A 26,855-nucleotide genomic window follows, 5' to 3' on the forward strand; every position below is an offset into this window, starting at 1 on the left:
ATTAGACGAGTTACCACTTGCAACTACCCGGCGCCATCGCACCGGTATTAAGCAGGAATCCAATCTTTTGATTTTTCTTCTTGCTGGTGTAGACCATGGAGGACACGTCCGTTCCTTGAGTGATCATTTCGTACTCGCCGGACACTTGTCCGCTGAATACCTCGATCCACGTCGTGGTTTCCTGATCTGACGCATTCTTTTCGAGCGTGTCGCTTGCAGAATTGGCGAGCACAAGCGGGATCGGCTGCTTCGCGTTCTGGTATCTGACGAATCCGGCCGAGAATTTGCTGGACGAATCGTAATACGTGCGCATCTCGAAGTTGACTGACTTGGCACCGCCAGAACTGAAGCAAAACGTTTCACTCGTCACTTCCGCATGGACGGCCAAAGGCAGAGCGAGAAGCGCAACGGCAAAAAGGGATTTCATAAGCATCCGAAAAATGATGGTCAATCGCGTCACGCTTGACCCACGCAGGAACGGGAATCATGCACGAAGCGGTTAACGTGCAGCAAACGCCCCCTAGATGCACGAAACTATTTTGATAGTCGATTCGTGAGCAGCAAAGCAAAAACCCCGCAGAATTTTCATTCTGCGGGGTTTTTAAATTTGGCGGAAAGGGTGAGATTCGAACTCACGGTACCCCTAAAGGTACACTGGATTTCGAGTCCAGCGCATTCGACCACTCTGCCACCTTTCCGGGTCTTCCAACTTGCAATAACCACGTTGCCGAGGTCGCTGCTTCGTCAGATCCAAGCGGGTCGTTGCTTGGGAGAGAAAGATTATAGAACAGCTGAATTGCTTTTCCAAGCCCCTCGTCAAAAATTTTTCAAAGGGGCTTGGCGGCCAGCCGCGCTCGAATCAGGCAGTCGGCAATTCCAGCCGTTCCAGACCACCCAGATACGGACGCAATGCCGCCGGCACGGTGACCGAACCATCGGCGTTCTGGAAGTTTTCCAGCACCGCCACGAGCGTACGGCCCACGGCCAGACCCGAACCGTTCAGCGTATGCACCAGTTCCGGCTTGCCCTGCGCATTGCGATAACGCGCCTGCATGCGGCGAGCCTGGAACGACTCCGTGTTCGAGCAGCTCGAAATTTCGCGATACGTGTTCTGCGCCGGCACCCACACTTCCAGGTCGTATGTCTTGGCGGCCGAAAAGCCCATGTCGCCCGTGCACAACGTGATGACGCGGTACGGCAGTTCCAGCTTCTGCAAAATCGTCTCGGCGTGGCCGACCATCTGTTCCAGCGCGTCGTACGACGCTTCCGGCGCGACGATCTGCACCATCTCGACCTTGTCGAACTGATGCTGGCGGATCAGACCGCGCGTGTCGCGGCCGTACGAGCCCGCTTCCGAGCGGAAGCACGGTGAATGCGCGGTCAGCTTGATCGGCAGCGCGTCCGCTTCGAGAATGCTGTCGCGCACCGTGTTTGTCAGCGAAATTTCCGATGTGGAAATCAGATATTGCGTGACCGTGTTCTCCTCACCGCCCTTCTCGACGCGAAACATATCGTCGGCGAATTTGGGCAGTTGGCCGGTGCCGTACAGAATTTCCGGATTCACGATATACGGCGTGTAGACCTCCGTATAGCCGTGGTGCTGCGTGTGCGTGTCGATCATGAACTGCGCCAACGCACGGTGCAGCCGCGCGATCTGGCCGCGCAGCAGGGTGAAACGCGCGCCCGAGAGCTTCGCGCCGGTCTCGAAGTCGAGCCCGAGCGGCGTGCCGACATCGACGTGATCCTTCACCTCGAATTCGAACTGGCGCGGCGTGCCCCAGCGGCGCACTTCGACGTTTTCGGTTTCGTCCTTGCCCATCGGCACGCTTTCGTGCGGCAGGTTCGGCACGCCGAGCAGCAGGTCCGACAGACGCTTCTGGATATCGTCGAGCCTGGCCGCCGACGCCTTCATCTCGTCGCCGATGCCGCCCACTTCGGCCATCAGCGCCGAGGTGTCCTCGCCCTTGCCTTTCATCGCGCCGATCTGCTTGGAGAGGCTGTTGCGGCGCGCCTGCATTTCTTCGGTACGGGTTTGGGTGTCGCGGCGTTCCGCTTCGAGCGCGGTGAAGGCCGCCACGTCGAGGGTATAGCCGCGGTCGGCGAGGCGCTTGGCGACGCCGTCGAGGTCTTTGCGCAGCAGCTGAATGTCGAGCATGGGATGGGGCGGGTGTTCGTTGTATGAAGGTGGGATTTTAGCGCACCGGCGCGCGCGGCCGGTGCGTTAGATGGTCAGCGTGTGAATGCCGCCGCCAACCCTCAACCTTTCTTCGGCTTGTTTTCGCTGCGCCACTGCGCGTCGAGTTCGGCCAGACGTGCCATCTTGTCGCCGATCTTGCCCTCCAGACCGCGCGGCGTCGGCTCGTACCAATGCGGATCGCGCATGTTCTCCGGCAGATAGGTCTCGCCGGCCGCGTACGCATCGGGTTCATCATGCGCGTAGCGGTACTCGTGACCGTAGCCGAGTTCCTTCATCAGCTTGGTCGGCGCGTTGCGCAGATGCACCGGCACGCCGCGCGACTGATCCTTGCCGACGAAGCGGCGCGCCTCGTTATAGGCGTTGTACCCGGCATTCGACTTCGGCGCGACCGCCAGATAGATGATGGCCTGCGCCAGGGCCAGTTCGCCTTCGGGCGTGCCGAGGCGTTCGTAGGTCTCGGCGGCGTCGAGCGCGATGCGCGCGGCGCGCGGATCGGCGAGACCGATATCCTCCCACGCCATGCGCACGATGCGGCGCGCCAGATAACGCGGGTCCGCGCCGCCGTCGAGCATGCGGCAGAACCAGTACAGCGCGCCGTCCGGACTGCTGCCGCGCACGGATTTATGCAGCGCGCTGATCTGGTCGTAGAATGCGTCGCCGCCTTTGTCGAAGCGGCGCAGATTTTCGGCGAGCGCGCTGCCGAGCAAGGCGCCGTCGATCTCGGTGGTTTTCTGCTGCGAAGCCGCCCGGGCGACGATTTCGAGGTTGTTCAGCAGCTTGCGGCCATCGCCATCGGCAGAACCGATCAGCGCGTCGCGGGCTTCGTCGGTGAAGGTGAGGCCGCCGAGTTCCTTTTGCGCGCGCTCGAGCAATTCGCGCTGCTCTTCGTCTGTCAGGCTTTTCAACACGTAAACGGCAGCACGCGAGAGCAATGCGCTATTCACTTCGAACGACGGATTCTCGGTCGTCGCGCCGACGAACACGAACAGCCCCGATTCGACGTGCGGCAAGAACGCGTCTTGCTGGCTCTTGTTGAAGCGATGCACTTCGTCGACGAACACGAGCGTCTGATGCCCGTTCGCGCGATGAATCTGCGCGGTCTCGACCGCCTCGCGGATATCCTTCACGCCCGAGAGCACCGCGGACAGCGCGATGAACTCAGCGTGAAAGGCATCGGCCATGAGCCGGGCGAGTGTGGTTTTACCGACGCCGGGCGGGCCCCAGAGAATCATCGAATGGGCTTCGCCGGATTCGAATGCGACGCGCAGCGGCTTGTTCGGGCCGAGCAGGTGCTTCTGGCCGATCACTTCGTCGATATTGCGGGGCCGCAGGCGTTCGGCGAGCGGAACATTGGCACGGGTTTCTTCAAACATGACGTTTTGGGGATAATCTCGGCTTTTCCGGACGCGGTTCGTGTGAAGGCGGCGTACTGCCGGTGAGCCACGCCAGCACGCGAAAGTGCGGGCAACGTCCTGCATTATGACAGTGACGGCGCCCGGACGAAGAGGCCGCGCGACGCGCGGGGACGACTCGGGTGGCGCAGGCCGTGCAAAAATCCGGAAATGGATAGCGCGGACGGACGACACAAGAGGACGGCGCAAGCAGACCGAGCAACAGCACAGCGCAACCGGACACGCAAGCGAAGCCCCACCGCGGACATAACAGCAAACGCAACCGCCGACGCAACTTCGCAGGCAAGTCGGCAAGCAACACCAACAGGGACAAGACCAGATGGCACAAGATCCAATCGCCGGCGACGCCGGTTCCACCTACGCGCCGCTCACGCCGGTGCCCGATGCGCGCCGCGCGTTCCGCACCGGCGACGCGTTCGCGCTCTGGTTTTCGCTCGGCATCGGCCTGCTGGTCGCGCAAGCGGGTGCGCTGCTGGTGCCGGGGCTGTCGTTGCCGCACGCGTTGCTGGCGATCGTGATCGGCAGCGTGATCGGCGTGGTGCTACTGGCGCTGGCCGGCGTGATCGGCACGGATACGGGGCTCGCGGCGATGTCGTCGCTGCGCCCGACGCTCGGCGTGCGCGGCGCGTCGGTGCCCGCCGTGCTGAACGCGGTGCAACTGGTCGGCTGGGGCTCGTTCGAAGTGATCGTCATGCGCGATTCCGCCGACGCCCTCGCCAAGCAGGCCTTCGGCCTCTCCATGCCGCTCATCTGGACCGTGATCTTCGGCTTGCTCGCGACGCTGCTGGCGATCAGCGGCCCGCTCTCGTTCGTGCGGCGCTTTCTGCGCACGTGGGGCATCTGGCTGCTGCTCGCGGGCGCGGCGTGGCTCACGTGGAATCTGCTCGCCACACACGATCTGGCCGCGCTGATGCGCCGCCCCGGCACGGGCGAGATGTCGTTCGGCGGCGCCATCGATCTGGTGGTGGCCATGCCGCTGTCGTGGCTGCCGCTGATCGCCGACTACACGCGCTTCGGCCGTCGTCCCGGTGAAACGTTCCGTGGCACGCTGCTCGGCTACGGCATCGCCAACATCTGGTTTTACGCGCTCGGCGCGATCTACGGCCTAGCGGCGGGCGGCGGCGATGCATTGCTGACGGGCGCCCTGGCGCAAGCCGGCGGCGGTCTCGCGCTGCTGCTGATCCTGATCGACGAAGTCGACAACGCGTTCGCCGACATTCACTCCGCCGCGGTGTCGACAGGCACGTTCTGGACGCGCGGCAGCGTGCCCATTCTGTCGGCGGCGTTCGGCGCGCTGTGCACGCTGATCGCCCTGGCCGTGCCGATGGCGAAGTATCAGAACTTCCTGCTGCTGATCGGCTCGGTGTTCGCGCCGCTGTTCGGCGTGGTGCTGGTGGATCACTTCATCTTGCGCAAGCGCCGCATCGAAGTGACCGCGCTCGCCGACGTGCGTGGCCGTTACGGCTTCTCGGGCGGTTGGCATCTGAGCGCGTTTCTCGCGTGGGCCATCGGCATCGCCGCGTATCAGGCGATCAACCAGTGGCTGCCGAATCTCGGCGCGACCTTGCCGGCGCTGGTGATCGGCGCGGTGTGCTATCTGGCGTTCGTGTCAGCGCGCAAGACGGCGTATGCGTGAGTCTTGAGGCACGGTAGTCGCGGCAAACTCTCAAAAACGCAAAAAGGCCTGCAAATGCAGGCCTTTTTTCATTGCCAGACGTAGCGAGCTCACTTCAACGCGTGGAAGCCCGATACTCGACGCCCGGCAACACGCACAGCAATTCGAACGCGAGATTCGCGCCGAGCAGCGCGGTCGTGCCGAATGGATCGTACGGCGGCGCGACCTCGACCAGATCGCAGCCGACGATATTCAGCCCACGCGAGCCGCGAATGATTTCAAGCGCCTGCGGCACCGTCAGACCGGCGATTTCCGGCGTGCCCGTGCCAGGCGCAAAAGCCGGATCGATCCCGTCGATGTCGAACGTGATGTATACCGGGCCGTCGCCCATGCGCTCGCGCACACGCGCCATCAGCGGCACGAGCGACTGGTTCCAGCAGGCTTCGGCCTGCACGACTTCGAAGCCCTGATCGCGGCACCAGTCGAAGTCTTCCGCCGCGTATCCTGTGCCGCGCAAACCGATCTGCACGACCCGATCGCAATCGAGCAAGCCCTCTTCCACCGCGCGGCGGAACGGCGTGCCGTGCGCGATCTTCTCGCCCATCATGGTGTCGTTGACGTCGGCGTGCGCATCCACGTGAATCAGGCCGACCTTGCCGTGCTTGCGATGAATCGCGCGCAGGATCGGCAGCGCGATGGTGTGATCGCCGCCCAGCGTGATCGGCTTGCAATCGTGCTGAAGAATTTCGTCGTACGCGGTTTCGATGCGCGCGATCGAATCGTGCAGGTTGTACGGATTGATCGCGACGTCGCCGAGATCTGCCACGCGCAGCGAATCGAACGGCGCGGCGCGCGTCGCCATGTTGTAGGGGCGCAGCAGCACGGACTCGCTGCGAATCTGGCGCGGCCCGAAGCGCGCGCCGGTGCGGTTCGAGGTGCCGAGATCGAACGGCACGCCGACGAAGCAGGCGTCGAACCCTTCGGCCGAGCCGACGTTCGGCAGCCGCATCATCGTCGCAATGCCGCCGCAGCGGGGCATCGCGTTGCCGGACAGCGGCTGCGGCCGTTCACCGGCTTCGGGATTAATGAAGGAAGAGGTATTCATCGTGTCTCGGCAATGAAAAAGGGCAGCAAGCAAAATCTTGCAGACCGGCCGAGAAGAAGCATCTGAACCGCACCTTGCCGGGCGAATCTCGATTCTTGAGCAGTTTCCCAGAAGTTAAAATAGCAACAGAATAAACTTCACATTGATTCCCGGCGATGTATCCTGACGTCCCATGTTCTCCCAACTCACCGATCTCGACCTGCGGCTGATACGCGTATTTCTTGCCATTGTCGACGCGGGCGGCGTGTCGCCGGCCCAGGCGACCCTCAACGTCGGCCAGTCGACCATCAGCACGCAGCTTGCCACACTTGAAACGCGCCTCGGCTACCGGTTGTGCGAGCGCGGCCGCGGCGGCTTCAGCCTGACCGCGCGCGGCGAGCAGTTCATCGACGCCGCCCGCGCGCTGCTGTCGGCCGTGGACAACTTCGGCATGCAGGCGCGCAACGTGGGCCGCAAGCTGGTCGGCACGCTCGACATCGGCATGATCGGCCACACGCCGGTGTCGGCGAGCGCGCGCATCAGCGATGCGATCGGACGGTTCCGGGCACGCGATCAATCGGTGCGGTTTTCGATTCTGGTGCGCTCGCCGGGTGAACTAGAAGAACTGCTGCTCAATGGGCGGATACAGATTGGCATCGGCTATTTCTGGCACCGCGTGCCATCACTCGAATATACCGAGGTGTTCGCGGAAGATCAGTTCGCTTATTGCGCGAAAGGGCATCCGCTGTTCGCGCAAGCGGGCGAGGTGCCGCCAGCCGAGGCTGCACAGCACGAGTGGGCGTGGCGCAGTTATCCGCTGCCCGAAGCCGAAAGCTCGACCACGCCGCAGAATGTCACCGCCGTCGCCGACAACATGGAAGCGGTCGCGATGCTGGTGCTCTCCGGGCATCACCTCGGCTATCTGCCGGGGCATTTCGCGGCGCCGTTCGTCAAGCAAGGGTTGCTCGCGGCGCTGAATCCCGCGCAGATGCGCTACCGCGTGGCGTTTCATATGGTCACGCGCGCGCGGCAGCATCGCACGGATATTGTCGAAGCGTTTATCGACGATATGAAGGCCGCGCATCCCGTGCAGGTTTTGCAGGTGGATGAGTAGCGGCAACGCTAGCGGCCCGCCATGAAAAAAGCCGCGCACGGAGCGCGGCTTTCTGCCTGTCATATGCCACCCGCAGGCGGTTTAGCCGTTGATCACGTCCGCGCCCTTGGGCACCGTGAACTTGAACGCGTCGGCCGGCAGCGGCGGGTTCTTCTGAATGTTCGAGAAGGTCAGCAGCGTGACGTTGCCGAACACGTCGTGCAATTCCATCGCTTCGAGATTGCCGTCCTTGAAGCCGATGCCCACGCGCTGAAACTGCGTGTCTTTCGCCTTCGGCGTCAGTTCGAGCCAGTCGATGCCGGCCTTCACACCCGCGTCACGCAGCGTGAAGTTCTTGTCGAGATCGTTGCTGCCGAACAGGATCGCCGCCGGGCTCGCGCCGAGCGCGCCACCGAGACTACGCACTGTCACCTGATTCAGATCCTTGTCGTACACGTAGAGCTTGTCGCCGTCCGCTTGCAGCAGTTGGGCATAGGGCTTCTCGTATTGCCAGATGAACTTGCCGGGGCGCGCGAAGGTGAAGGTGCCGCTCGACGTGCCGGTCTTGCCGGTGCCCGTGGTGGACAGCGTGCCGCTCGCGCCCTGCTGCGCCTTGCTTGGCGCCCGCACTTCCTGCTGCACGAAGGTGCCGCGCGCCGAATGCACTTGCGCGACGAACGCTTTCAGCTGCTCGGTGCCGCTCGCGAATGCCTGCGATGCGAACAGCACCGATGCGCCGATCGCCACACTGCCCACGCCACGCGCGAGGGTCCGCGCGAGTTGGCCGAAACGGCCGGATTGAGCCTTCTCTCGAGCGTGCTGCTGCGCGAATAGCTGCATATAGTTTTCTCCCTTGATTGAATTCGTTGAGCGGTCGTGACCGCTTGCTTGCGCATTGGGCGATGCCTGCGCGACCATTGGCGAGGGGCTGCCGCGATGCCAGCGAGCCTGCGTCCCATTCGCCGTACCCAAGCGTGTAGGGGCAGCTTAGCCACCTCGCCTTAAACGAGCCTTAGGGTAGCGACCGGCCCTTCACAGACGCAAAGCATGGCTCGCCAAACGAGCCTTCGCAGTGGTAGCGACGCCTCAACGCCGCGACGCGTGGCTTGCTTTCCTTGTGGCGACGCTAACGAGGCGTCCGCGTCTCGCCGCCGACAGTGCATTCGCCACTTCGTTGCGAACTCGCTGCCGTCGGTCAATCCGCGCTGCCGCGCCGGGGCGAGAATATTCGCCGCCTCGCTGCGATCTCGCTGCCCGTCGGCTTATTCCGCTTCCCGCGCCGGCGCCAGAATCTCGCGATTGCCGTTCGATGACATGGCCGAGACCACGCCCGAATTCTCCATCTGCTCGAGCAGGCGCGCCGCGCGGTTATAGCCGATGCGCAAATGCCGCTGCACCAGCGAGATCGACGCGCGGCGGTTCTTCAGCACGACGTCGACTGCCTGGTCGTATAACGGGTCCGACTCGCCGTCGCCCGATCCGGTTCCCCCGGCGCCCGCCGAGCCTTCGTCGCCCTCGCCCGTCACGCCGCCTTCGAGAATGCCTTCGATATAGTTCGGCTCGCCCTGCTCCTTGAGTTTGTCGACGACGCGATGCACTTCCTCATCCGACACGAACGCGCCGTGCACGCGTACCGGCAAACCGCTGCCCGGCGGCAGATACAGCATGTCGCCCATGCCGAGCAGCGATTCCGCGCCCTGCTGGTCGAGAATCGTGCGCGAGTCGATCTTCGAGGACACCTGGAAGGCCATCCGCGTCGGCACGTTGGCCTTGATGAGACCGGTGATCACATCCACCGACGGACGCTGCGTCGCCAGAATCAGGTGAATGCCGGCCGCGCGCGCCTTCTGCGCGATGCGCGCGATCAGCTCTTCGACCTTCTTGCCGACCACCATCATCAGGTCGGCCAGTTCGTCGATCACCACGACGATGTTCGGCAGGCGCGTGAGCGGTTCCGGATCGTCCGGCGTGAGGCTGAACGGATTCGGCAGCTTTTCTTCGCGCTTGGCGGCTTCGTCGATTTTGTTGTTGTAGCCGGCGAGGTTACGCACGCCGAGCTTGCTCATGAGCTTGTAGCGGCGCTCCATTTCGGCGACCGCCCAGTTCAGCGCGTGACCGGCCTGGCGCATATCCGTCACCACCGGACACAGCAGATGCGGAATGCCTTCATAGACGCTCATTTCCAGCATCTTCGGATCGATCAGGATCATGCGGACCTGATCGGCGCTCGCCTTGTAGAGCAGCGACAGGATCATCGCGTTGATGCCCACCGATTTGCCCGAGCCCGTGGTACCGGCCACCAGCAAGTGCGGCATCTTCGCGAGGTCGGCGCACACCGGTTTGCCGCCGATGTCTTTACCCAGGCCCATGGTCAGCGGCGACGCGGCATCCGCATACACCGCCGAGCCGAGAATCTCCGAGAGACTCACGGTCTGCCGACGCTGGTTCGGCAACTCCAGCGCCATGAAATTCTTGCCCGGAATCGTTTCGACCACACGGATCGACACGAGCGACAGCGAACGCGCGAGGTCTTTGGCGAGACCGACGATCTGGCTGCCCTTCACGCCCGTGGCCGGCTCGATCTCATAGCGCGTGACCACCGGGCCCGGATACGCCGCGACCACGCTCACTTCGACGCCGAAGTCCTTGAGCTTCTTCTCAATCAGACGGGACGTGAATTCCAGCGTATCCGCGGAAATGGTTTCCTGAGCGGCGGGCGCGGCATCGAGCAGCGAAATGGGCGGCAAGGTGGAATCGCCCGGCAGGTCCGTGAAGAGCGGCACTTGCCGCTCCTTCTCGACGCGCTCCGACTTGGCCGGCGTGACGACCGGCGGCACGATCATGACCGGCTCGTGTTCCTCGATCCGCACGCGGCCCTTCTCGACCTTGCCTTCGCGCTTGACGGCGGCCGCTTCGCCCAACTTACGGTCACGGCCGGCCTCACGGCGCAGCTTGGCGAAGGTCACCGCGGAAATGATCGATTCGCCGACCTTCTCCGACACCGACAGCCACGAAAAACGGAAATACAGCGACAGGCCGATGCCGAGCACGATCAAGAGCGCCAGCGTCCCGCCCGTGAAACCCAGTGCATGCGACACGCCGCGCGCAACGGCCTCGCCGATCACGCCACCCGGCGCGCGCGGCAACTGCACTTTGAGCGACCACATGCGCAACGCCTCGATGCCGTCGCACGCCAGCAGCACGAGCATGAAAGCGAACGCGTCGGCAAGCCAGCTCTCGCGCGGCACGTCTTCCTGCTCTTCCTCGTGACGGGTGATGCGCTTGTAGTTCGCGGAGATATGGCGGCCGAGCAGCACGATCCACCAGTAGGCAGACAGGCCGAACAGCAGCAGCAGGATGTCCGACGTCCACGCGCCGACGCGGCCCGCCCAGTTGGCAATATGGTCGACCTGCGCGGCATGGGTCCAGCTCGGATCGCGCCGGCTATAGCTGACGAGCGCCATGAGCAGGAAGACGCCGAGCGCCACCTGCAGGATCCAGCGGATTTCGGTGAAAAGGCGCGACATGCGGTGCGGCAATGCCTGCGCGCTCGCGGAATAGGGAGCTTTTGCCATTGATCCTGTTGCGTGTGTGCCCGATTCCCGGTCCGGGTAGTTGCCTGAACCGTGGCCGAACCTCGACCGGCGGGGCTTCGGGCCCGATCCCGGCTTCCGGGAACTTCGATCCGGCCTATTGTAAACGCAGTGTCCCGCGCGAGGCTGTAAATGACGGTAACTTGGCCGTTTGGCCACAGAAAGGCGCTGCGGGGTGCGAGGCGACGCTATCGGTGCGATCGGAAAGCTTCATGGAGCGGGCCGGCGCCTCGCCCTTTATAATGCCGGACTGATACCCAACTATAGTTTCAGCTCAAGTCGCGCGGCCTCGCATGGGCGAGCCGGGCGCCGTAAAAGGATTCGATCATGCCCGCAACTTCCACGAAACACGCCAAGGTTCTGATTCTCGGTTCCGGTCCCGCCGGCTATACGGCTGCGGTCTACGCGGCGCGCGCGAACCTCGCGCCGGTGCTCGTCACGGGCCTCGCTCAAGGCGGCCAGCTCATGACCACGACCGACGTCGAAAACTGGCCTGCCGACGCCAACGGCGTGCAAGGCCCGGAACTGATGGCGCGCTTCCTGGAGCACGCCGAGCGCTTCAACACCGAAATCATTTTCGACCACATCCATACGGCCAAGCTGGATGAGAAACCGATCCGCCTGATCGGCGATTCGGGCGAATACACCTGCGACTCGCTGATCATCTCGACCGGCGCCTCGGCGCAGTACCTCGGCCTGCCGTCGGAAGAAGCGTTCATGGGCAAGGGCGTGTCGGCCTGCGCCACCTGCGACGGTTTCTTCTACAAGCAACAACATGTGGCCGTGATCGGCGGCGGCAATACCGCGGTCGAGGAAGCCCTCTACCTGTCGGGTATCGCGAAGAAGGTGACGGTGATCCATCGCCGCGACAAGTTCCGCGCCGAGCCGATCCTGATCGACCGTCTGCTGGCGAAGGAAAAGGAAGGCCTGGTCGAGATCAAGTGGGACAGCACGCTCGAAGAAGTGACCGGCGACCAGTCCGGCGTGACCGGTCTGCGCATCAAGAACACGAAAACGGGCGCCACCGAAGACATCGCGCTGCAGGGCCTGTTCGTCGCGATCGGCCACAAGCCGAACACGGATATTTTCGCGGGCCAGTTGGAGATGAAGAACGGCTACATCATCACCAAGGGCGGCCTGAATGGTTTTGCGACCGCCACCAGCGTGCCGGGCGTGTTCGCCGCGGGCGACGTGCAGGATCACGTGTACCGTCAGGCGATCACCAGCGCGGGCACGGGCTGTATGGCCGCGCTCGACGCGCAACGGTATCTGGAAACCATCGACGAGATGGTCGGCGAACACGCCATGAGCCAGGAAGCCGAGCGTTAATCAGCCGCGCCGGCCAGCGAGCCGGTCAGAAAGATTGGCGCAACGGTAAAATAGCGGTCGGGTTTAGCCCGGCCGCCTGTCAGAAGAAAGGCCGCGGCTGACAAGCCGGCGGCCTTTTTGCATTCCGGTCGCAAGCAAGCGTCGCGCGACCGATCCACTTTTCTGCGTGTCTTACCCCTATGCCGAAGAATCAGCCCCATCCGAGCGAACCGAAGCGCGCGCGAGCCGCCGCGCGGCCCGCGCCCGAACCGGCTGCGCCCGCCGTCAAGCCGAAGGTGGACCCGGCCGCCGGTCTCGCCGGCCTCGGCGCATTGCGCGACGCGCTAAAAGTCGACACGCAACGGCGCGAGCGCGAAAAGGCGGCCGCCGCGGCCGCGCAGCGCGAAGCATCGGCGGACGCCGATCTGTTTCGCCGCGAGATTGGAGCGGTCGCGCCGCTAGCCGTGCCGCCGCGCGCCACGCTGCCGCGCAATCCGCCGCCACCGCTGCCGGTGCAAACCAGACTCGACGAAGAAGCCGTGCTGCACGAAGCGATCTCGGACGAGTACGATCCCGAAGTTCTGCTCGACACCGACGAGACGCTGTCCTACTGCCGCCCCGGCGTGAGCCAGGAAGTCGTGCGCAAACTGCGCCGCGGCGACTGGATCGTGCAGGCGCAAATCGACCTGCACGGCATGCGGCGCGAGGAAGCGCGCGAGGCGCTGGCGGAGTTCATCCGCGAATCGGTGAAGCGCGGCTTGCGGTGTTTGCGCGTGATCCACGGCAAAGGTCTGGGATCCATCGGCAAGGAGCCGGTGTTGAAAGGCAAAGTACGCGCGTGGCTCGTGCAGAAGTCCGAGGTCATCGCGTTCTGCCAGGCGCGCCCGCATGACGGCGGCGCCGGCGCGGTGGTCGTGCTGCTGCAGCCGGGCGCGTTGCCGGCTCATACCAGACCCTGACGGAGCCGCGGTGATCCATCCGAGGCTGACCCTCGCGCTGACCCTCATGGAGGCGCTGGCGATTTTTGCATACGCCATTTCCGGTTTCATCGAAGCCAGAACCCGCCGGCTCGATACCGTGGGCACGTTTCTCGTGGCGATCGCCACGGCCTTCGGCGGCGGCACGTTGCGCGACGTGCTGCTGGAGCGGCGGCCGTTTTACTGGGTCGAGCATCAGGGCTATCTGATCGCGATCTTCGTGATGTCGCTGTTCGCGCCGATGCTGTTGAAAATGACCTCGCGTCTGCTTTCCGAACGGGTTCTGCTGGTCGCGGATGCGATCGGCCTTGGGCTCTTCAGCATCGCCGGCACATCGATCGCGCACGACGCGCAAATGCCGTGGTTCACCTCGGTGCTGATGGGCGTGCTGACGGGGGTTTTCGGCGGCGTGATTCGTGACGTGCTGTGCAACGAGGTGCCGCTGATTCTGCGTGACTCGCGGCCGTATGCGACCTGCGCGTTCGTCGGCTGCTGGCTGTATGTGCTGATGGATTACTTCGACTTCGACACGGTGTATAGCGTGCTGATCGCCACCGCCTTTATCCTTCTTGCGAGGCTGGTGACGTTCAGGCTTGATGTGCGGTTGCCGCACTAGCTGCCGCACGATCTGCCGCACGAGCCAGCGGGCGGCACGGCCCGCCTCGACCCGCGGCGTACCGCCCGCGAACGGCCGCCGCCCCGCCCTTCAAACCTACTTGTTGGTCGCCAGCGCGCCCGCGCTCTTCGAGCCGCCGAACAACGCCGTCAGATACGCCGAGTTGTTGTTCATGGTCGCCATCAACGTATTCAGTGCAGTGAACTGGCTTTGATACTGCTTCGTCAATTGCGTGGCGTAGTCGCTCAACTTGCTTTGCTGCGCGGTGACGCTCTTCAGGTCGGCATTCAGCGCAGAGTTGCGCGTGTCGATAATGCCGCCCGTGCGCGTGAACTCGGTAATGCTCTTGTTCAATTTGGCGCCAATACCATTGGTCGAATTGAACAACGCGGCAACCTGCGCAGAGCTTGTGTTGAGCGCGGTAGTCAGTTTCGCATTGTCCACGACTAGCGTACCGTCCGCCGGATCGCCTTTGAGGGCGATGCCGATATGGCCGAGAGTCACCACCGAACTGCCCTGGCCAACCCCGCCGCTGACGATCGAAGCCAGCGCGTTCTTCACCGTCAACAACGTCGAGTCGCCCAGCAGCGCGCCGCCCGTCTTCGACGATTTGTCGTACGAGGACAGCTTGCCGATCGTGGTGACAACGGTGTTGTACAGATTGACGAAATTCGTGATGGCCGTGTTCTGCGCGGTGGTGTCCGGCGCGATGGTCAGCGTCTGCGGGTTGTTGACCGACGCGCTCGACAGATTCAGCGTGACGCCGGAAATCGCATCGGTGACGGCGTTGTTGGCGCTGCGCGCCGCGATCCCGCCGATGGTGACCAACGCGTCTTGCGCGGCTTCACTCTGCCGCCAGGCTCGGCCGGCATCCGACGATACGATCGTGGACGGCGCGCCGTTCGCCCCGGGCGTCGAGGTCACGCCGAGGCTCGACAGGCCCGCATCGTTCTGCACGTTGTTGGTGGCCACGTTGATCGTGTTGGCCGAGCCGGTGTTAGCCGAGCGCAACACGAGGTGCGCGCCGCCGGTACCGGTCACGATCGTTGCCGTGACGCCGGGATTCTTGCCCGCTTTATTGATCGCGCCGGCAATCCCGCTCAAGGTGTTGTTGGTGCTGTCGATCACGACATCCATCGACTTGCCGCCGACCGAGATGGTGAGCGTGCCGGTGCCGAGCTGCGTGGCCGCACCGAACGCCGCCGAAGACAGGCTTTGCGACGAAGCGATCTGCGTGACATCGATCGTATAGCTGCCGGCCACGGCGCCCGGGCCTGCTTTCGGGTCGAGGCCCTTGGCGCTCGCGGTAGCCGCGAAGGTGGACAACGTCGTTCCGTCAGACAGATTCTTGAGCGCCGCCTGCAACGCGGACAACGCCGAAGTCAGCGCGCCGTAGGCGGATAAGGTGGTGTTGTCGCTGGTTTGCCTTGCTTGCAGCGCCGCCGCCTGGCCCGCCGTTTTGGCGTTCACGAGCACCGAGACCAGCGACGCCACGTCCATCGACGAGTTGCCGGTCGAACCGCTGATAATGGATTGCGCCGCTTGCTGAACCTGGCTCTGCGCGTTCGAGGTCGCGCTATTGACCGAAGACGTGATCGTAGACATCTGAAGCCCCCGTGCGTCGAATTATTCGTTGTTGATTTGAGTGACGCCCCGAGCTTGCTTCTGTCGCACCATTTATCCGGTCACGTCGGCGTCTCTTACAAAGTTTTCAAATGTTACACCATCTTTCTTCATAGTTTTGTGACGGTTTGTCGTAGCGAATGCCGGCTGATAGATCCTCTTGGCTGTCGATTTGCGGCGCCGCCGTTCGTCGTGAAGTAAACGGTCGATCAGGCCGTCACCGCGCGCAGCGCGCCCAGCAATATCAACCGCTCAAGGTGACACGATGCCCCTGAAGCTCTACGCCCATCCGTTCTCCTCGTACTGCCAGAAGGTCCTGACCGCGCTCTACGAGAACGGCATGCCATTCGAATTACGCCTGCTCGCGCACGACGACCCGCAAGTCATGGCCGAATTCGCCGCGCTTTGGCCGATCAAACGGTTTCCGCTGCTGGTGGACGGCGGCCGGACCGTGATGGAGGCGAGCATCATCATCGAATACCTGGGCCTTTATCATCCCGGACCCGTGCCGCTCGTGCCGGCCGACGCCCGCGCGGCGCTGGAAGTGCGCGGCATGGACCGCTTCTTCGACAACTACATTTCGACGCCGCAGCAGAAGATCGTCTACGACAGCATGCGCCCGGAGCCGGAGCGCGACCCGCGCGCCGTAGCCGAGGCGCGCGCCATGCTCGACACCGCGTACGGCTGGCTGGACAAAGTGATGGCGGAGCGCGAATGGGCCGCCGGCGACACTTTCAGCCTCGCCGATTGCGGCGCCGCGCCATTCCTCTTCTATGCCGACTGGACGCACGCCATCGGCCCGGCGTTTGCGCACGTGCTCGCTTACCGCAAGCGGCTGCTGGCGCGGCCGTCGTTCGCGCGCGCGGTGGATGAAGCGCGCCCCTATCGCGCGTTTTTCCCGCTCGGCGCGCCGGATCGGGATTGAGCACGACGGCCCGGCAGAGGCGCTGTGCGGGCGGCCGACTCTCAGCCTATGCGACAACAATTTTTCCAACCTATACACTTCACTTCGAAACCTACTTCCGGCAATCACTCATAAGGCAAAACATGGACCGTTTCGAAGCGATGGAGATATTTACGCGTGTGGTGGAGGCGAACAGCTTCACCAAAGTATCCGAGTCGCTCGACCTGCCACGCGCCAAAGTCAGCCGCACCATCCAGGCGCTGGAGGAACATGTCGGCGTGCGTCTGCTGAACCGTTCGACGCGCCAGGTCAGCGTCACCGAAGACGGCGCGCTGTTCTACGAGCGCTGCGTGCGCATTCTCGCCGAAGTCGTCGACGCCGAATCGTCGCTGTCGAACAAACGCGAAAATCCGGCCGGCACGATCCGTGTGGATACGTCCGGCACGCTGGCCCGCGCGCTGCTGCTGCCCGCGCTCGATGATTTCTACCGGCAATACCCCGAGATCGATGTGCGGCTCGGCCTCGCCGATCGCAACATCGATCTGATTCAGGATGGCGTGGACTGCGTGATCCGCATGGGCACGCCGGAAGAGTCGAGTCTCGTCGCACGTCGGATCGGCCAGGCGCGCATCGTCACGTGCGCGTCGCCGGCGTATCTGGAGAAATACGGCGAGCCGACCACGCTCGAAGCGTTGAGCGAGCACCGCGCGGTCAATTACGTGTCCGCCCGCACGGGCAAGACGTTCCCGTTCGAATACGAAGTGGACGGCGAAATCGCCAAGGTCACGTTGAAGAGCGTGCTCGCGGTGAACGACGGCTCCGTGTATATCGGCGCGGCCGTGCTCGGCCACGGCATCATCCAGCCCTCGCGCTTCATGGTCTCCGATCTGATCAACCAGGGCGCGTTGAAGGAAATCCTCACCACCTACACGAGTCCCGGTACGCCGTTATCGGTGCTCTACGCGCACCGCCGCAATCTGAGTTCGCGGCTGCGCGCATTTATCGAGTGGGTGACCGAACTGGCGCGCAACAATCCGGATCTGCGTATTACGGACCAGTAAGCGGCGTCCGCAAAACAGAAAGCCCCTTGCGCTTCACAGCGCAAGGGGCTTTCTTCAAACTCGATCCAGACTTTCCGCTCAGGCAATCCGCTCTTCGTTGGTCGGATCGAACAGCACCGCCTTCGAGGTATCGAACAGCAGCGTCGTGTTCGTCAGCGGTTGCGGATTCGAAGCCGGGTGCACGCGGCTCACGATCCGCTTACCGTTGACCTGCGCGAACACCAGCGTGTCCGGGCCGGTTGGCTCGATCACGTCGACCTTCACTTCGATCGGCTGCAGCTTCGCGTTGTCGCCGTGCGCGCCACGCGCGTCGGTGATGCGCTCCGGACGCAGGCCGAGAATCACGTCACGGCCAACGTGCGACTTCACCTTCGCGGAGTCGAACGGCAGGTTCAGCGCCGTGCGCGCGACACCCGTATCCAGTTCGAGCGCCACGCCCGCGCCCTGCTCGACCAGCTTGCCCTGGATGAAGTTCATCGGCGGCGCGCCGATGAAGCCCGCCACGAACAGGTTCGACGGCGAGTCGTAGATTTCCTGCGGCGCGCCGAACTGCTGCACGATGCCGTCTTTCATCACCGCGATGCGGTCGCCGAGCGTCATGGCTTCGATCTGATCGTGCGTCACGTAGACGATCGTCGTGCCGAGGCGTTGATGCAGCAGCTTGATTTCCGAACGCATCTCGATACGCAGTTTCGCGTCGAGGTTCGACAGCGGTTCGTCGAACAGAAACATGACCGGATCGCGCGCGAGAGCACGGCCCATGGCCACGCGCTGGCGCTGGCCGCCGGACAGTTGCCCCGGCTTGCGATCCAGCAGGTGCGTGATCTGCAGCGTGTTCGACACACGGTCGACGATCTGCGCCTGCTCCTGCTTCGGCACCTTGCGGATGTTCAGACCGAACGAGATGTTCTCGCGCACCGTCATGGACGGATACAGCGCGTACGACTGGAACACCATCGCGATATCGCGATCTTTCGGCGACAGGTTGTTCACCGTCTTGCCGTCGATCTGAATTTCGCCCTTGGTCACGGTTTCGAGGCCGGCGATCATGTTGAGTAGCGTCGACTTCCCGCAGCCCGAACCGCCGACGAGAATCAGGAACTGGCCGTCTTCGATGTCGATATTGACACCCTTCAGGACCGGCACCCCGTTCGGGTAAGTTTTGTACACGTCACGGATGGAAAGGCTTGCCATGCTGTGAATCCTCTTGTCTCTGGTACTGCTTGAAAACGTCTTCGGGTGACGGCGGCTTCGAATCGAACAGAAGCCGCCGCGCTCGGATGGTTGAGCCTGGCGTCTAGCCCTTCACTGCGCCCGCCGTCAGGCCGCGCACGAAATAGCGTCCGGCGATGATGTACACCAGCAGCGTGGGCAGTGCGGCGATGATCGCGCCGGCCATGTCCACGTTGTATTCCTTTACGCCGGTCGAGGTATTCACGAGGTTGTTCAGCGCCACCGTGATCGGCATCGAATCGACACCGGAGAACACAATACCGAACAGGAAGTCATTCCAGATCTGCGTGAATTGCCAGATCAGGCACACCATGAAAATCGGCAGCGAAACCGGCAGCAGAATCTTCGTGAAGATCGTGAAGAAACCCGCGCCGTCGATACGCGCCGCCTTCACGAGTTCAGCCGGAATGCTCACGTAGAAGTTGCGGAAGAACATCGTGGTGAAGGCGATACCGTAGATCACGTGCACCACCACCAGGCCGGTGGTCGTGTTCGACAGGCCGAGAAATCCTTCGAAACGCGCCATCGGCAGCAGGATCGCCTGGAACGGAATGAAGCAGCCGACCAGGATCATCGTGAAGATCGGATCCGCGCCACGGAAACGCCAATGCGTGAGCACATAACCGTTGAACGCGCCGATGATCGACGAGATCAGCACGGCGGGAATCACCATCCGCACCGAGTTCATGAAGAACGGCTGCATGCCGTCGCAACGCACGCCCGTGCAGGCGCCGCTCCACGCCTTGATCCACGGCTCGACGGTCCAGTGCGTAGGCGGCGTGAGCAGGTTGCCGGTGCGCAGCTGATCGATGTCCTTGAACGACGTGGACAGCATCACGTACAACGGGAACAGGAAATACAGGGCAAACAGAATCAAGGCCGCGTAAATGACGGCACGGCTGATCGTCATCTTAGGCTGCATTGCGGGTGCTCCTCGATTCCAGATACATCAGCGGCACGAGCACGGCCACGACAGTGGCGAGCATCATCATCGACGATGCCGCGCCGACGCCCAGCTGCCCGCGATTGAACGAAAACGTGTACATGAAAATAGCCGGCAGCGACGACGACGTGCCCGGACCGCCCGCGGTCAACGCGACCACCAGGTCGAACGTCTTGATCGTGATGTGGCAGAGAATCAGCAGCACGGAGAAGAACACCGGGCGCATGCTCGGAATCACGATCTTGCGGTAGATGGTGGGCAAGCCCGCGCCGTCCATCTGCGCCGCCTTGAAGATTTCACCGTCCACACCGCGCAGGCCCGCCAGGAACAGCGCCATGACGAAGCCGGTGGACTGCCACACGGCCGCGATCACGACGCAGAAAATCGCCTTGTCCGGATCGCCCAGCCAGCTGAACGAAAAGCTCGTCCAGCCCCAGTCGTGAAACACCTTCTCGAGGCCGATGCTCGGCGTCATGATCCATTGCCATGCCGTACCCGTCACGATGAACGACAGCGCCATCGGGTACAGGAACACGGCGCGCAGCGCGCCTTCATTGCGAATCTGCTGATCGAGCAGGATCGCGAGAAAGAGACCGAGGCCGATACAGATACCGATGAACGGGATGCCGAACCAGCCGAGGTTCGCAGCCGACGTCCAGAACACGTCGTTATCGAACAGTTCGCGATAACGGTCGAGACCGACAAATTCATAACGAGGCATCAGTCGCGAATTGGACAGCGACAGATAGCCGGTAATGGCGATGAAGCCATACACGAAGATCAGGCTGATCACGACGCTGGGTGCGAGCACCAGCTTCGGAATCCAGCGATCGGCAAGGGCCGCCATGGGCGACGCGCGGCGGGTGACGGAGGCCGTTTTCCCGTTTCCGCTGATAGAAGCAGTCACTACTCGACTCCTGCTGAAACTGTGCCGCTAGGACATTCGCGCCGGAAGACGCGAGGCCGCAACGGCATAGGTGTGACTCTATGAAACCAGGCTGAAGCCGCCTGCCAATGCCAGGACTTCCACCCCGGCAATCAGCGACGTGAAGGGCGCGCCCGGTGCCCGTTGATGAACCGCCGGGCGCGCCGCATCATTCACTTCACTTACTTGGTCTTCGCTGCCTTCGCGAGCGCGGCAACCGCGCTCTTCGAATCCTGCTGCGAGTTCATGAACTTCGTGACCACGTCCGAGATCGCGCCGGCTGCTGCATCCGGTTGCGCCATGCCGTGTGCCAGCGAAGGCACGTAGCCGCCCGACTTGATCGCCACTTGTTCATCCGCGTACGACTTCTTCGCGCAGTCGTCGAACTTGGCCATCGACACGCCCAGACGAACCGGGATGGAACCCTTGTTCAGGCTGAACTGTTCCTGGAACTCCGGCGACATGATCGTCTTGGCCAGTGCGAGCTGACCCGGCGTTGCCGCCTTCGCGCCCTTCTGCTGGAAGAACACGAACGAGTCGACGTTGAACGTATAGGACTTTTCCGTGCCCGGCACAGCGGCGCAGATGTAGTCCGAGCCCGACTTCTTGCCGGCGTTGGCGAATTCGCCCTTCGCCCAGTCGCCCATGAACTGCATGCCGGCCTTGCCGTTGATGACCATGGCCGTTGCCAGGTTCCAGTCACGGCCCGTGCGGCCCGCGTCGAAGTAACCTTGAATCTTGCGGACCGTGTCGAACACGCCGACCATCTTGTCCGAAGTCAGCGTCTTTTCGTCGAGGTCGACCAGCGCCTTCTTGTAGAAGTCCGCGCCTTGCGACAGCACGACGTCTTCCCACAGCGTCAGGTCTTGCCACGGCTGGCCACCCATCGCGATCGGCTGGATGCCCGCGGCCTTCATCTTGTCGGCCACGGCGAAGAACTCAGGCCACGTGGTCGGCGCCTTGCCGCCTGCCTTGTCCAGCGCTGCCTTGTTGATGTACAGCCAGTTCACGCGGTGCACCGAGAACGGTGCGGCGACGTAGTGACCGTCTGCGTGCATGATCTTGTCGATTTCCGGCGGCAGGTTCTTCTTCCAGTCACCCGCGGCGGAGTCGATCGGCACCAGCACGCCTTGCTGCGCCCAGTCCTGGATCAGCGGACCCTTGATCTGCGCAGCGCTCGGCGCGTTGCCCGAGATCACCTGCGTCTTGAGTGCCGTCATGGCAGCCGCGCCGGCGCCACCCGCAACCGCAAAGTCCTTCCACGTGTAACCCTGCTTCGTCATGTCGTCCTTGAGGACGCCGACGGCTTTCGATTCGCCGCCCGAAGTCCACCAGTGCAACACTTCGATCGACTCGGCAGCCTGAACGGCCGAGACGCCACACATCAGACCTGCGGCGCACAAAGCGCCCATGATCGCGCGAAATTTCATTGCTTATCTCCTCCAGACACCTGAACAAAAAACAAATGGCCCCTGATGTCGCCAGGGTGCTGTGGTTGGTTCAAACAGGCAAAACACTGGGCGATCGAGCACGGTCGGGCGCATGCGCGAGGCATGTGCCGGCGGACCGATTTTCGGCCGCTGGAAGCTCAAGAGATGAGTGGTTCGGGATGCAACTGACTGTCTCCTCTTTTGATTTTTGCCTGCCCGCGTCGCGCGCGGCAGACTCGAGGTGCCTTGCACGTCAACCTGGTGCCGACCATTACGGAAAGCCGCTCAACTGCCCGGCTTTCCACAAGGGCCGCAGGGCGTGCTGGCGCGTACCGACACGCAATGTCCGTTAACATGCAGGGGACGCCTGCCGATTCGGGAAAACGCGCATCTGGACTTGCAGCGCACGCTTTTTTCATCGAATTAGCGTTACCTCTTGATTTGGATTGTAGTTAAACTACAATTCAGTGTCAAAAAAAATTTTATCGGACTACGGTCGCTCAACTGTTCAACTTCGGCGGCCCCAGGACATCGACGGAGACTCATGCAAACCGATTCAAGTTTCACCTTCGTTCTCTTCGGCGGAACCGGCGATCTGTCGATGCGCAAGATCCTGCCGGCACTGTTTGAAGCACACCGTGCAGGCGGCATGCTGGCCGACAGTGGCAAGATCGTGGCGGTGGCCCGGCACGCGGCGGATCGCAGCGAGTACCTCCAGTGGGTGAACGAACACGTCAAGCCACATGTGTCGAAGAACGGTGTGGACGAAACGGCGTGGGCGGGCTTTCTGAACCGCATCGAGTTCGTGAATATCGACCTCGGCAAGGCGGAAGACTTCGTGCACTTGCGCGACGCCATTCAGGATCTGCCTGGCATTCGCGTGTTCTATCTGGCCACCGGCCCGTCGCTGTTCGTGCCGATCTGCCATGCGCTCGCGTCGGTGGGACTGAACGAGAACGCCCGCATCGTGTTGGAAAAGCCGCTCGGCTATGACCTCAAGTCGTCCAACGCAATTAATGATGCAGTCGGTGAAATCTTCGCCGAAGAACAGATCTATCGCATCGACCACTACCTCGGTAAAGAACCGGTGCAGAACCTGCTGGCGCTGCGTTTCGGCAATGCCCTATTCGAGCCGCTGTGGCGCCGCGAGTGGGTTGAAAGCATCCAGATCACGATCGCCGAAGAACTCGGCGTGGAAGCGCGCGGCGACTTCTACGACAACACCGGCGCCCTGCGCGACATGGTGCAGAACCATTTGCTGCAACTGCTTTCCATCGTGGCGATGGAGCCGCCCCACTCCATGGATTCGGATTCGGTGCGTGATGAAAAGCTGCGCGTGCTGCGCGCCTTGAAGCCCATCGACCCACGCGACATCGGCAAGGTGGCCGTGCGCGGCCAGTATCATTCGGGCGTGATTCGCGGCACCGCGGTGCCGGCCTATGCAACGGAGTCCGGCGTCAGGCCGGACAGCACGACCGAAACTTTCGTCGCACTGAAGGTCGAGATCGAAAACTGGCGCTGGGCCGGCGTGCCGTTTTTCCTGCGCACCGGCAAGCGCCTCGCCGATCGCGTTGCCGAGATCGTGGTGAACTTTCGTGCAGTGCCGCATTCGGCGCTCGGCGCTTCCGCGCTGCGTGCCGGCGCGAACCGCCTCGTAATCCGCCTGCAGCCGAACGAAACCATTCGCCTCTACTGTCTCGCCAAGCAGCCCGGCGAAGGCATGAACCTCGCCAGCGTCCACCTCGACCTCGCGTTCGACCAGTTCTTCCGCGAAGGACAGATGGAGGCTTATCAGCGTCTGCTGCTCGACGTGATCAACGGCCGCCTCGCGTTGTTTGTGCGGCGCGACGAGCAGGAAGCCGCGTGGCGCTGGGTCGAACCGATCCTGAACGAATGGAAAGTATCGAACAAGCCGCCCAAGCCGTACGCATCGGGCACGTGGGGACCGGCTGCGTCGAGCGCGATGCTGGCGCAGCATGGCACCTGCTGGCTCGAAGAAGAGAATTGAATCACGGCGGCATGTCGTATTCCACGGAACATGACGCGCCGCCTGCAAGACCCACCGACGAACTGAACGGAATGGCGCCGGTATCACGAGGGCGCCTGCAGGTCATCCACCTCGCAGGCATCGCGTGAGAGCAGTACGGCACATTCCGCAGATCCAACAAGAAAGCAGCACGGAGGAGAAGTGATCGAGCTTCACGCTTTCGACGATCAACGCGCCCAATCCGACGCGTTGGCGAAAGCGGTTGGCGACGCGTTACATGCGTCGCTCGCCGCACAGGCCGCCGGGTCAACCACCGGCGCGCGCCCCGCAATGCTTGCAGTGTCCGGCGGCAGCAGTCCGCGCCCGTTTCTGCAGACGTTGTCCACGCAAACCTTCGACTGGGCACGCATTGCCGTGACACTGGTCGACGACCGCTGGGTGCCGGAAACGGACAGCGCGAGCAACTCGCAACTGGTGCACGCCACGCTGTTGCAGAACGCCGCGAAAAACGCGGCCTTCTGGCCGCTCACGGACACCACGCAGGAACTGAACGCGCACGTCGCCGCGCTGAACGCCGACCCGCGCTTTGGCGTCGCGCCGGACGTCGCGATTCTCGGCATGGGCGAAGACGGCCACACCGCGTCGATCTTTGCCGATGCGCCCGAATGGGACCATGCGATCACCACCCGCGAGCGCTTCGTCGCCGTGCACCCTGGCAGCGCGCCGCATGCGCGCGTAAGCTGGTCGCTATCCGCGTTGAAAGAAGTGAAGCATCTGTTTTTGCTGATCGCCGGACCGCGCAAAATGGACGTGCTGAACGCCGCCACCGCTGCGCTACAAAAAAATGCCATCTCACAGTTGGCGAACGACAAGGGAGTGAGACTCGATGTCTACTGGTGTGCAAACTAAGGCTGTTCCGGGCGCGGGCCAGCACGCCGATGGACCGAGGCTCCTGGCCGACATCGGCGGCACCAATGCGCGTTTTGCGCTGGAGACGAGCCCGGGCGAAATCGGCTCGGTGAAGGTCTATCCGTGCGCGGACTATCCGGGCGTTGCCGAAGTCATCAAGAAGTATCTGAAGGACACCAAGATCGGCCGCGTGAATCATGCGGCGATCGCGATTGCGAACCCGGTCGACGGCGATCAGGTCAGCATGACGAATCACGACTGGAGCTTTTCGATCGAAGCCACGCGCCGCGCGCTCGGCTTCGACACGCTGCTGGTGGTGAACGACTTCACGGCGCTGGCCATGGCCCTGCCCGGCCTCACCGATGCGCAACGCGTGCAGGTGGGCGGTGGCGCGCGCCGTCCAAACAGCGTGATCGGCCTGCTCGGCCCGGGCACCGGCATGGGCGTGTCCGGCCTGATTCCCGCCGACGACCGCTGGATCGCGCTCGGCAGTGAAGGCGGTCACGCCACCTTTGCGCCGGCCGATGAACGCGAAGACATCGTGCTGCAATACGCGCGCAAGAAGTGGTCGCACGTGTCGTTCGAACGTGTGGCCGCGGGTCCCGGCATCGAAGTGATCTACCGCGCGCTCGCGGGCCGCGACAAGAAGCGCGTGGCGGCCAATGTCGACACGATCGAGATCGTCAAGCGCGCGCTGGAAGGCGAGCCGCTCGCGGCCGAATCCGTCGACGTCTTCTGCGGCATTCTCGGCACCTTCGCGGGCAATATCGCGGTGACGCTCGGCGCGCTGGGCGGCATCTATATCGGCGGCGGCGTGGTGCCGCGACTCGGCGAGGTCTTCGCGCGCTCGTCGTTTCGCAAGCGTTTCGAAGCCAAGGGCCGCTTCGAGGCCTACCTGCAAAACGTGCCGACGTATGTGATTACCGCTGAATATCCGGCGTTTCTCGGCGTCTCCGCGATTCTCGCCGAGCAGTTGTCGAACCGCGCGGGCGGCAGTTCGTCGGCGGTATTCGAGCGGATTCGCCAGATGCGCGATGCGTTGACGCCGGCCGAGCGCCGCGTGGCCGATCTCGCGCTGAATCATCCGCGTTCGATCATCAACGATCCGATTGTCGATATCGCGCGCAAGGCCGACGTGAGCCAGCCTACCGTGATCCGCTTTTGCCGTTCGCTCGGCTGCCAGGGCTTGTCCGATTTCAAGCTGAAGCTGGCAACGGGCTTGACCGGCACGATTCCGGTGAGCCACAGCCAGGTGCATCTGGGCGACACGGCCACGGACTTCGGCGCGAAGGTGCTGGACAACACCGTGTCCGCGATTTTGCAGTTGCGCGAGCACCTGAATTTCGAGCACGTCGAGCGGGCCATCGACCTGTTGAACGGCGCGCGGCGTATCGAGTTCTATGGTCTCGGCAATTCGAACATCGTCGCACAGGACGCGCATTACAAGTTCTTCCGTTTCGGCATCCCAACGATTGCGTACGGCGATCTGTACATGCAGGCGGCGTCGGCGGCCTTGCTCGGCAAGGGCGATGTGATCGTTGCGGTGTCCAAGTCGGGGCGCGCGCCTGAACTGCTGCGCGTGCTGGATGTAGCCATGCAGGCCGGCGCCAAGGTGATCGCGATTACGTCGAGCAATACGCCTTTGGCCAAGCGGGCCACCGTCGCGCTCGAAACCGATCACATTGAAATTCGCGAGTCGCAGTTGTCGATGATTTCGCGGATTCTGCATCTGGTGATGATCGATATCCTGGCTGTCGGCGTGGCAATTCGTCGTGCCGTGCCTAGCGCGGATGTGGCGGAAACGGTCGCGAAGGCGCGCCAGGGTGCGGATGACGATGCGACCGCCGTGCTGGACTGGCTGAGCCACGGCGCGGCTTCTTCGGCGCGGGATTGACGTTGGGAAATGGGCTGCGCCGTGGGAGTGAGTTGTTGCCCGCGGTGCTCG

The 26,855-nt window shown here is 63.0% G+C and carries 21 protein-coding genes and 1 tRNA gene; 10 read left to right on the forward strand and 12 right to left on the reverse strand.

Features of this window, described 5'->3' with window-relative positions; translation table 11 throughout:
- Positions 1 to 10: 10 nt before the first annotated feature.
- The 4 genes from BLW71_RS11155 to BLW71_RS11170 form a co-directional block, all read right to left on the reverse strand.
- On the reverse strand, positions 11 to 427 hold the full coding sequence (locus tag BLW71_RS11155; protein WP_286161974.1) for a hypothetical protein: 417 nt from the start codon (positions 425 to 427) through the stop codon (positions 11 to 13).
- A 181-nt stretch (positions 428 to 608) separates the two neighbouring features.
- A tRNA-Ser gene (locus tag BLW71_RS11160) sits at positions 609 to 698 on the reverse strand.
- A 161-nt stretch (positions 699 to 859) separates the two neighbouring features.
- Positions 860 to 2,155, reverse strand: a complete 1,296-nt coding sequence (gene serS / locus BLW71_RS11165) for a serine--tRNA ligase (RefSeq protein ID WP_091796343.1) — start codon at positions 2,153 to 2,155, stop codon at positions 860 to 862.
- Between the two features lie 101 nt (positions 2,156 to 2,256).
- Positions 2,257 to 3,570 (reverse strand): replication-associated recombination protein A, encoded by a 1,314-nt coding sequence (locus BLW71_RS11170; protein WP_091796345.1) that lies wholly within the window; start codon positions 3,568 to 3,570, stop codon positions 2,257 to 2,259.
- Between the two features lie 358 nt (positions 3,571 to 3,928).
- On the opposite strand from BLW71_RS11170, the gene cytX reads away from it, so the two are divergent.
- The gene (gene cytX, locus BLW71_RS11175) at positions 3,929 to 5,245 is read left to right on the forward strand and encodes a putative hydroxymethylpyrimidine transporter CytX (protein WP_091796347.1); all 1,317 of its coding nucleotides are present in this window, start codon (positions 3,929 to 3,931) and stop codon (positions 5,243 to 5,245) included.
- Positions 5,246 to 5,339: 94 nt separating this feature from the next.
- Here the strand turns inward: cytX and speB are convergent, their stop codons facing one another.
- On the reverse strand, positions 5,340 to 6,329 hold the full coding sequence (gene speB / locus BLW71_RS11180; RefSeq protein WP_091796349.1) for an agmatinase: 990 nt from the start codon (positions 6,327 to 6,329) through the stop codon (positions 5,340 to 5,342).
- Between the two features lie 172 nt (positions 6,330 to 6,501).
- Between speB and BLW71_RS11185 the strand changes: the two genes are divergently transcribed.
- Complete coding sequence (locus BLW71_RS11185; RefSeq protein ID WP_091796351.1) at positions 6,502 to 7,422, forward strand: LysR family transcriptional regulator; 921 nt, start codon at positions 6,502 to 6,504, stop codon at positions 7,420 to 7,422.
- A gap of 81 nt (positions 7,423 to 7,503) precedes the next feature.
- Here BLW71_RS11185 and lolA read toward each other — a convergent pair whose 3' ends face one another.
- A complete protein-coding gene (gene lolA / locus BLW71_RS11190) occupies positions 7,504 to 8,241 on the reverse strand; it encodes an outer membrane lipoprotein chaperone LolA (RefSeq protein WP_091800713.1) in 738 nt (245 codons plus the stop codon).
- A 422-nt stretch (positions 8,242 to 8,663) separates the two neighbouring features.
- On the reverse strand, positions 8,664 to 10,976 hold the full coding sequence (locus BLW71_RS11195; protein WP_091796353.1) for a DNA translocase FtsK: 2,313 nt from the start codon (positions 10,974 to 10,976) through the stop codon (positions 8,664 to 8,666).
- A gap of 345 nt (positions 10,977 to 11,321) precedes the next feature.
- Here BLW71_RS11195 and trxB point away from each other — a divergent pair, with 345 nt between their 5' ends.
- From trxB to BLW71_RS11210, 3 genes are all read left to right on the forward strand, one after another.
- Positions 11,322 to 12,323: a thioredoxin-disulfide reductase gene (gene trxB, locus BLW71_RS11200; RefSeq protein ID WP_091796355.1), complete on the forward strand. Its 1,002-nt coding sequence runs from the start codon at positions 11,322 to 11,324 to the stop codon at positions 12,321 to 12,323.
- Positions 12,324 to 12,502: 179 nt separating this feature from the next.
- The gene (locus BLW71_RS11205) at positions 12,503 to 13,261 is read left to right on the forward strand and encodes a Smr/MutS family protein (protein WP_091796357.1); all 759 of its coding nucleotides are present in this window, start codon (positions 12,503 to 12,505) and stop codon (positions 13,259 to 13,261) included.
- A gap of 13 nt (positions 13,262 to 13,274) precedes the next feature.
- On the forward strand, positions 13,275 to 13,895 hold the full coding sequence (locus BLW71_RS11210; protein WP_091800716.1) for a trimeric intracellular cation channel family protein: 621 nt from the start codon (positions 13,275 to 13,277) through the stop codon (positions 13,893 to 13,895).
- 96 nt (positions 13,896 to 13,991) lie between these two features.
- On the opposite strand, the gene fliD is transcribed toward BLW71_RS11210, so the two are convergent.
- A complete protein-coding gene (gene fliD / locus BLW71_RS11215; RefSeq protein ID WP_091796359.1) occupies positions 13,992 to 15,500 on the reverse strand; it encodes a flagellar filament capping protein FliD in 1,509 nt (502 codons plus the stop codon).
- 283 nt (positions 15,501 to 15,783) lie between these two features.
- Between fliD and BLW71_RS11220 the strand changes: the two genes are divergently transcribed.
- Both BLW71_RS11220 and BLW71_RS11225 read left to right on the forward strand, forming a co-directional pair.
- Positions 15,784 to 16,443, forward strand: coding sequence for a glutathione S-transferase family protein (locus tag BLW71_RS11220; RefSeq protein ID WP_091796361.1), 660 nt, complete (start codon positions 15,784 to 15,786; stop codon positions 16,441 to 16,443).
- A gap of 122 nt (positions 16,444 to 16,565) precedes the next feature.
- A complete protein-coding gene (locus BLW71_RS11225; RefSeq protein ID WP_091796363.1) occupies positions 16,566 to 17,483 on the forward strand; it encodes a LysR family transcriptional regulator in 918 nt (305 codons plus the stop codon).
- Positions 17,484 to 17,561: 78 nt separating this feature from the next.
- Here the strand turns inward: BLW71_RS11225 and BLW71_RS11230 are convergent, their stop codons facing one another.
- From BLW71_RS11230 to BLW71_RS11245, 4 genes are all read right to left on the reverse strand, one after another.
- A complete protein-coding gene (locus BLW71_RS11230; RefSeq protein WP_091796365.1) occupies positions 17,562 to 18,677 on the reverse strand; it encodes an ABC transporter ATP-binding protein in 1,116 nt (371 codons plus the stop codon).
- A gap of 103 nt (positions 18,678 to 18,780) precedes the next feature.
- Positions 18,781 to 19,638 carry a carbohydrate ABC transporter permease gene (locus BLW71_RS11235; protein WP_091796367.1) on the reverse strand — a complete coding sequence of 286 codons (858 nt, stop codon included), beginning with the start codon at positions 19,636 to 19,638 and terminating at the stop codon, positions 18,781 to 18,783.
- Positions 19,628 to 20,566 (reverse strand): carbohydrate ABC transporter permease, encoded by a 939-nt coding sequence (locus BLW71_RS11240; RefSeq protein ID WP_091796369.1) that lies wholly within the window; start codon positions 20,564 to 20,566, stop codon positions 19,628 to 19,630. The genes BLW71_RS11235 and BLW71_RS11240 overlap by 11 nt, the downstream gene beginning before the upstream one ends.
- Before the next feature lie 200 nt (positions 20,567 to 20,766).
- A complete protein-coding gene (locus BLW71_RS11245) occupies positions 20,767 to 22,014 on the reverse strand; it encodes an ABC transporter substrate-binding protein (RefSeq protein ID WP_091796372.1) in 1,248 nt (415 codons plus the stop codon).
- 544 nt (positions 22,015 to 22,558) lie between these two features.
- On the opposite strand from BLW71_RS11245, the gene zwf reads away from it, so the two are divergent.
- The 3 genes from zwf to BLW71_RS11260 all read left to right on the forward strand — a co-directional run bounded on the left by zwf (position 22,559) and on the right by BLW71_RS11260 (position 26,804).
- On the forward strand, positions 22,559 to 24,022 hold the full coding sequence (gene zwf / locus BLW71_RS11250) for a glucose-6-phosphate dehydrogenase (protein WP_091796374.1): 1,464 nt from the start codon (positions 22,559 to 22,561) through the stop codon (positions 24,020 to 24,022).
- Positions 24,023 to 24,202: 180 nt separating this feature from the next.
- Positions 24,203 to 24,910: a 6-phosphogluconolactonase gene (gene pgl, locus BLW71_RS11255; RefSeq protein WP_091796376.1), complete on the forward strand. Its 708-nt coding sequence runs from the start codon at positions 24,203 to 24,205 to the stop codon at positions 24,908 to 24,910.
- Positions 24,888 to 26,804, forward strand: a complete 1,917-nt coding sequence (locus BLW71_RS11260) for a bifunctional transcriptional regulator/glucokinase (protein WP_091796378.1) — start codon at positions 24,888 to 24,890, stop codon at positions 26,802 to 26,804. The genes pgl and BLW71_RS11260 overlap by 23 nt, the downstream gene beginning before the upstream one ends.
- Positions 26,805 to 26,855: the final 51 nt, after the last annotated feature.

The organism is Burkholderia sp. WP9, assembly GCF_900104795.1.
GTDB lineage: Bacteria > Pseudomonadota > Gammaproteobacteria > Burkholderiales > Burkholderiaceae > Paraburkholderia.

Coding starts and splice junctions, on each gene's coding strand:
- BLW71_RS11155 (WP_286161974.1), bottom strand. CDS start 427: ATGAAATCCCTTTTTGCCGTTGCGCTTCTCGCTCTGCCTTTGGCCGTC.
- serS (WP_091796343.1), bottom strand. CDS start 2,155: ATGCTCGACATTCAGCTGCTGCGCAAAGACCTCGACGGCGTCGCCAAG.
- BLW71_RS11170 (WP_091796345.1), bottom strand. CDS start 3,570: ATGTTTGAAGAAACCCGTGCCAATGTTCCGCTCGCCGAACGCCTGCGG.
- cytX (WP_091796347.1), top strand. CDS start 3,929: ATGGCACAAGATCCAATCGCCGGCGACGCCGGTTCCACCTACGCGCCG.
- speB (WP_091796349.1), bottom strand. CDS start 6,329: ATGAATACCTCTTCCTTCATTAATCCCGAAGCCGGTGAACGGCCGCAG.
- BLW71_RS11185 (WP_091796351.1), top strand. CDS start 6,502: ATGTTCTCCCAACTCACCGATCTCGACCTGCGGCTGATACGCGTATTT.
- lolA (WP_091800713.1), bottom strand. CDS start 8,241: ATGCAGCTATTCGCGCAGCAGCACGCTCGAGAGAAGGCTCAATCCGGC.
- BLW71_RS11195 (WP_091796353.1), bottom strand. CDS start 10,976: ATGGCAAAAGCTCCCTATTCCGCGAGCGCGCAGGCATTGCCGCACCGC.
- trxB (WP_091796355.1), top strand. CDS start 11,322: ATGCCCGCAACTTCCACGAAACACGCCAAGGTTCTGATTCTCGGTTCC.
- BLW71_RS11205 (WP_091796357.1), top strand. CDS start 12,503: ATGCCGAAGAATCAGCCCCATCCGAGCGAACCGAAGCGCGCGCGAGCC.
- fliD (WP_091796359.1), bottom strand. CDS start 15,500: ATGTCTACGATCACGTCTTCGGTCAATAGCGCGACCTCGAACGCGCAG.
- BLW71_RS11220 (WP_091796361.1), top strand. CDS start 15,784: ATGCCCCTGAAGCTCTACGCCCATCCGTTCTCCTCGTACTGCCAGAAG.
- BLW71_RS11225 (WP_091796363.1), top strand. CDS start 16,566: ATGGACCGTTTCGAAGCGATGGAGATATTTACGCGTGTGGTGGAGGCG.
- BLW71_RS11230 (WP_091796365.1), bottom strand. CDS start 18,677: ATGGCAAGCCTTTCCATCCGTGACGTGTACAAAACTTACCCGAACGGG.
- BLW71_RS11235 (WP_091796367.1), bottom strand. CDS start 19,638: ATGCAGCCTAAGATGACGATCAGCCGTGCCGTCATTTACGCGGCCTTG.
- BLW71_RS11245 (WP_091796372.1), bottom strand. CDS start 22,014: ATGAAATTTCGCGCGATCATGGGCGCTTTGTGCGCCGCAGGTCTGATG.
- zwf (WP_091796374.1), top strand. CDS start 22,559: ATGCAAACCGATTCAAGTTTCACCTTCGTTCTCTTCGGCGGAACCGGC.
- BLW71_RS11260 (WP_091796378.1), top strand. CDS start 24,888: ATGTCTACTGGTGTGCAAACTAAGGCTGTTCCGGGCGCGGGCCAGCAC.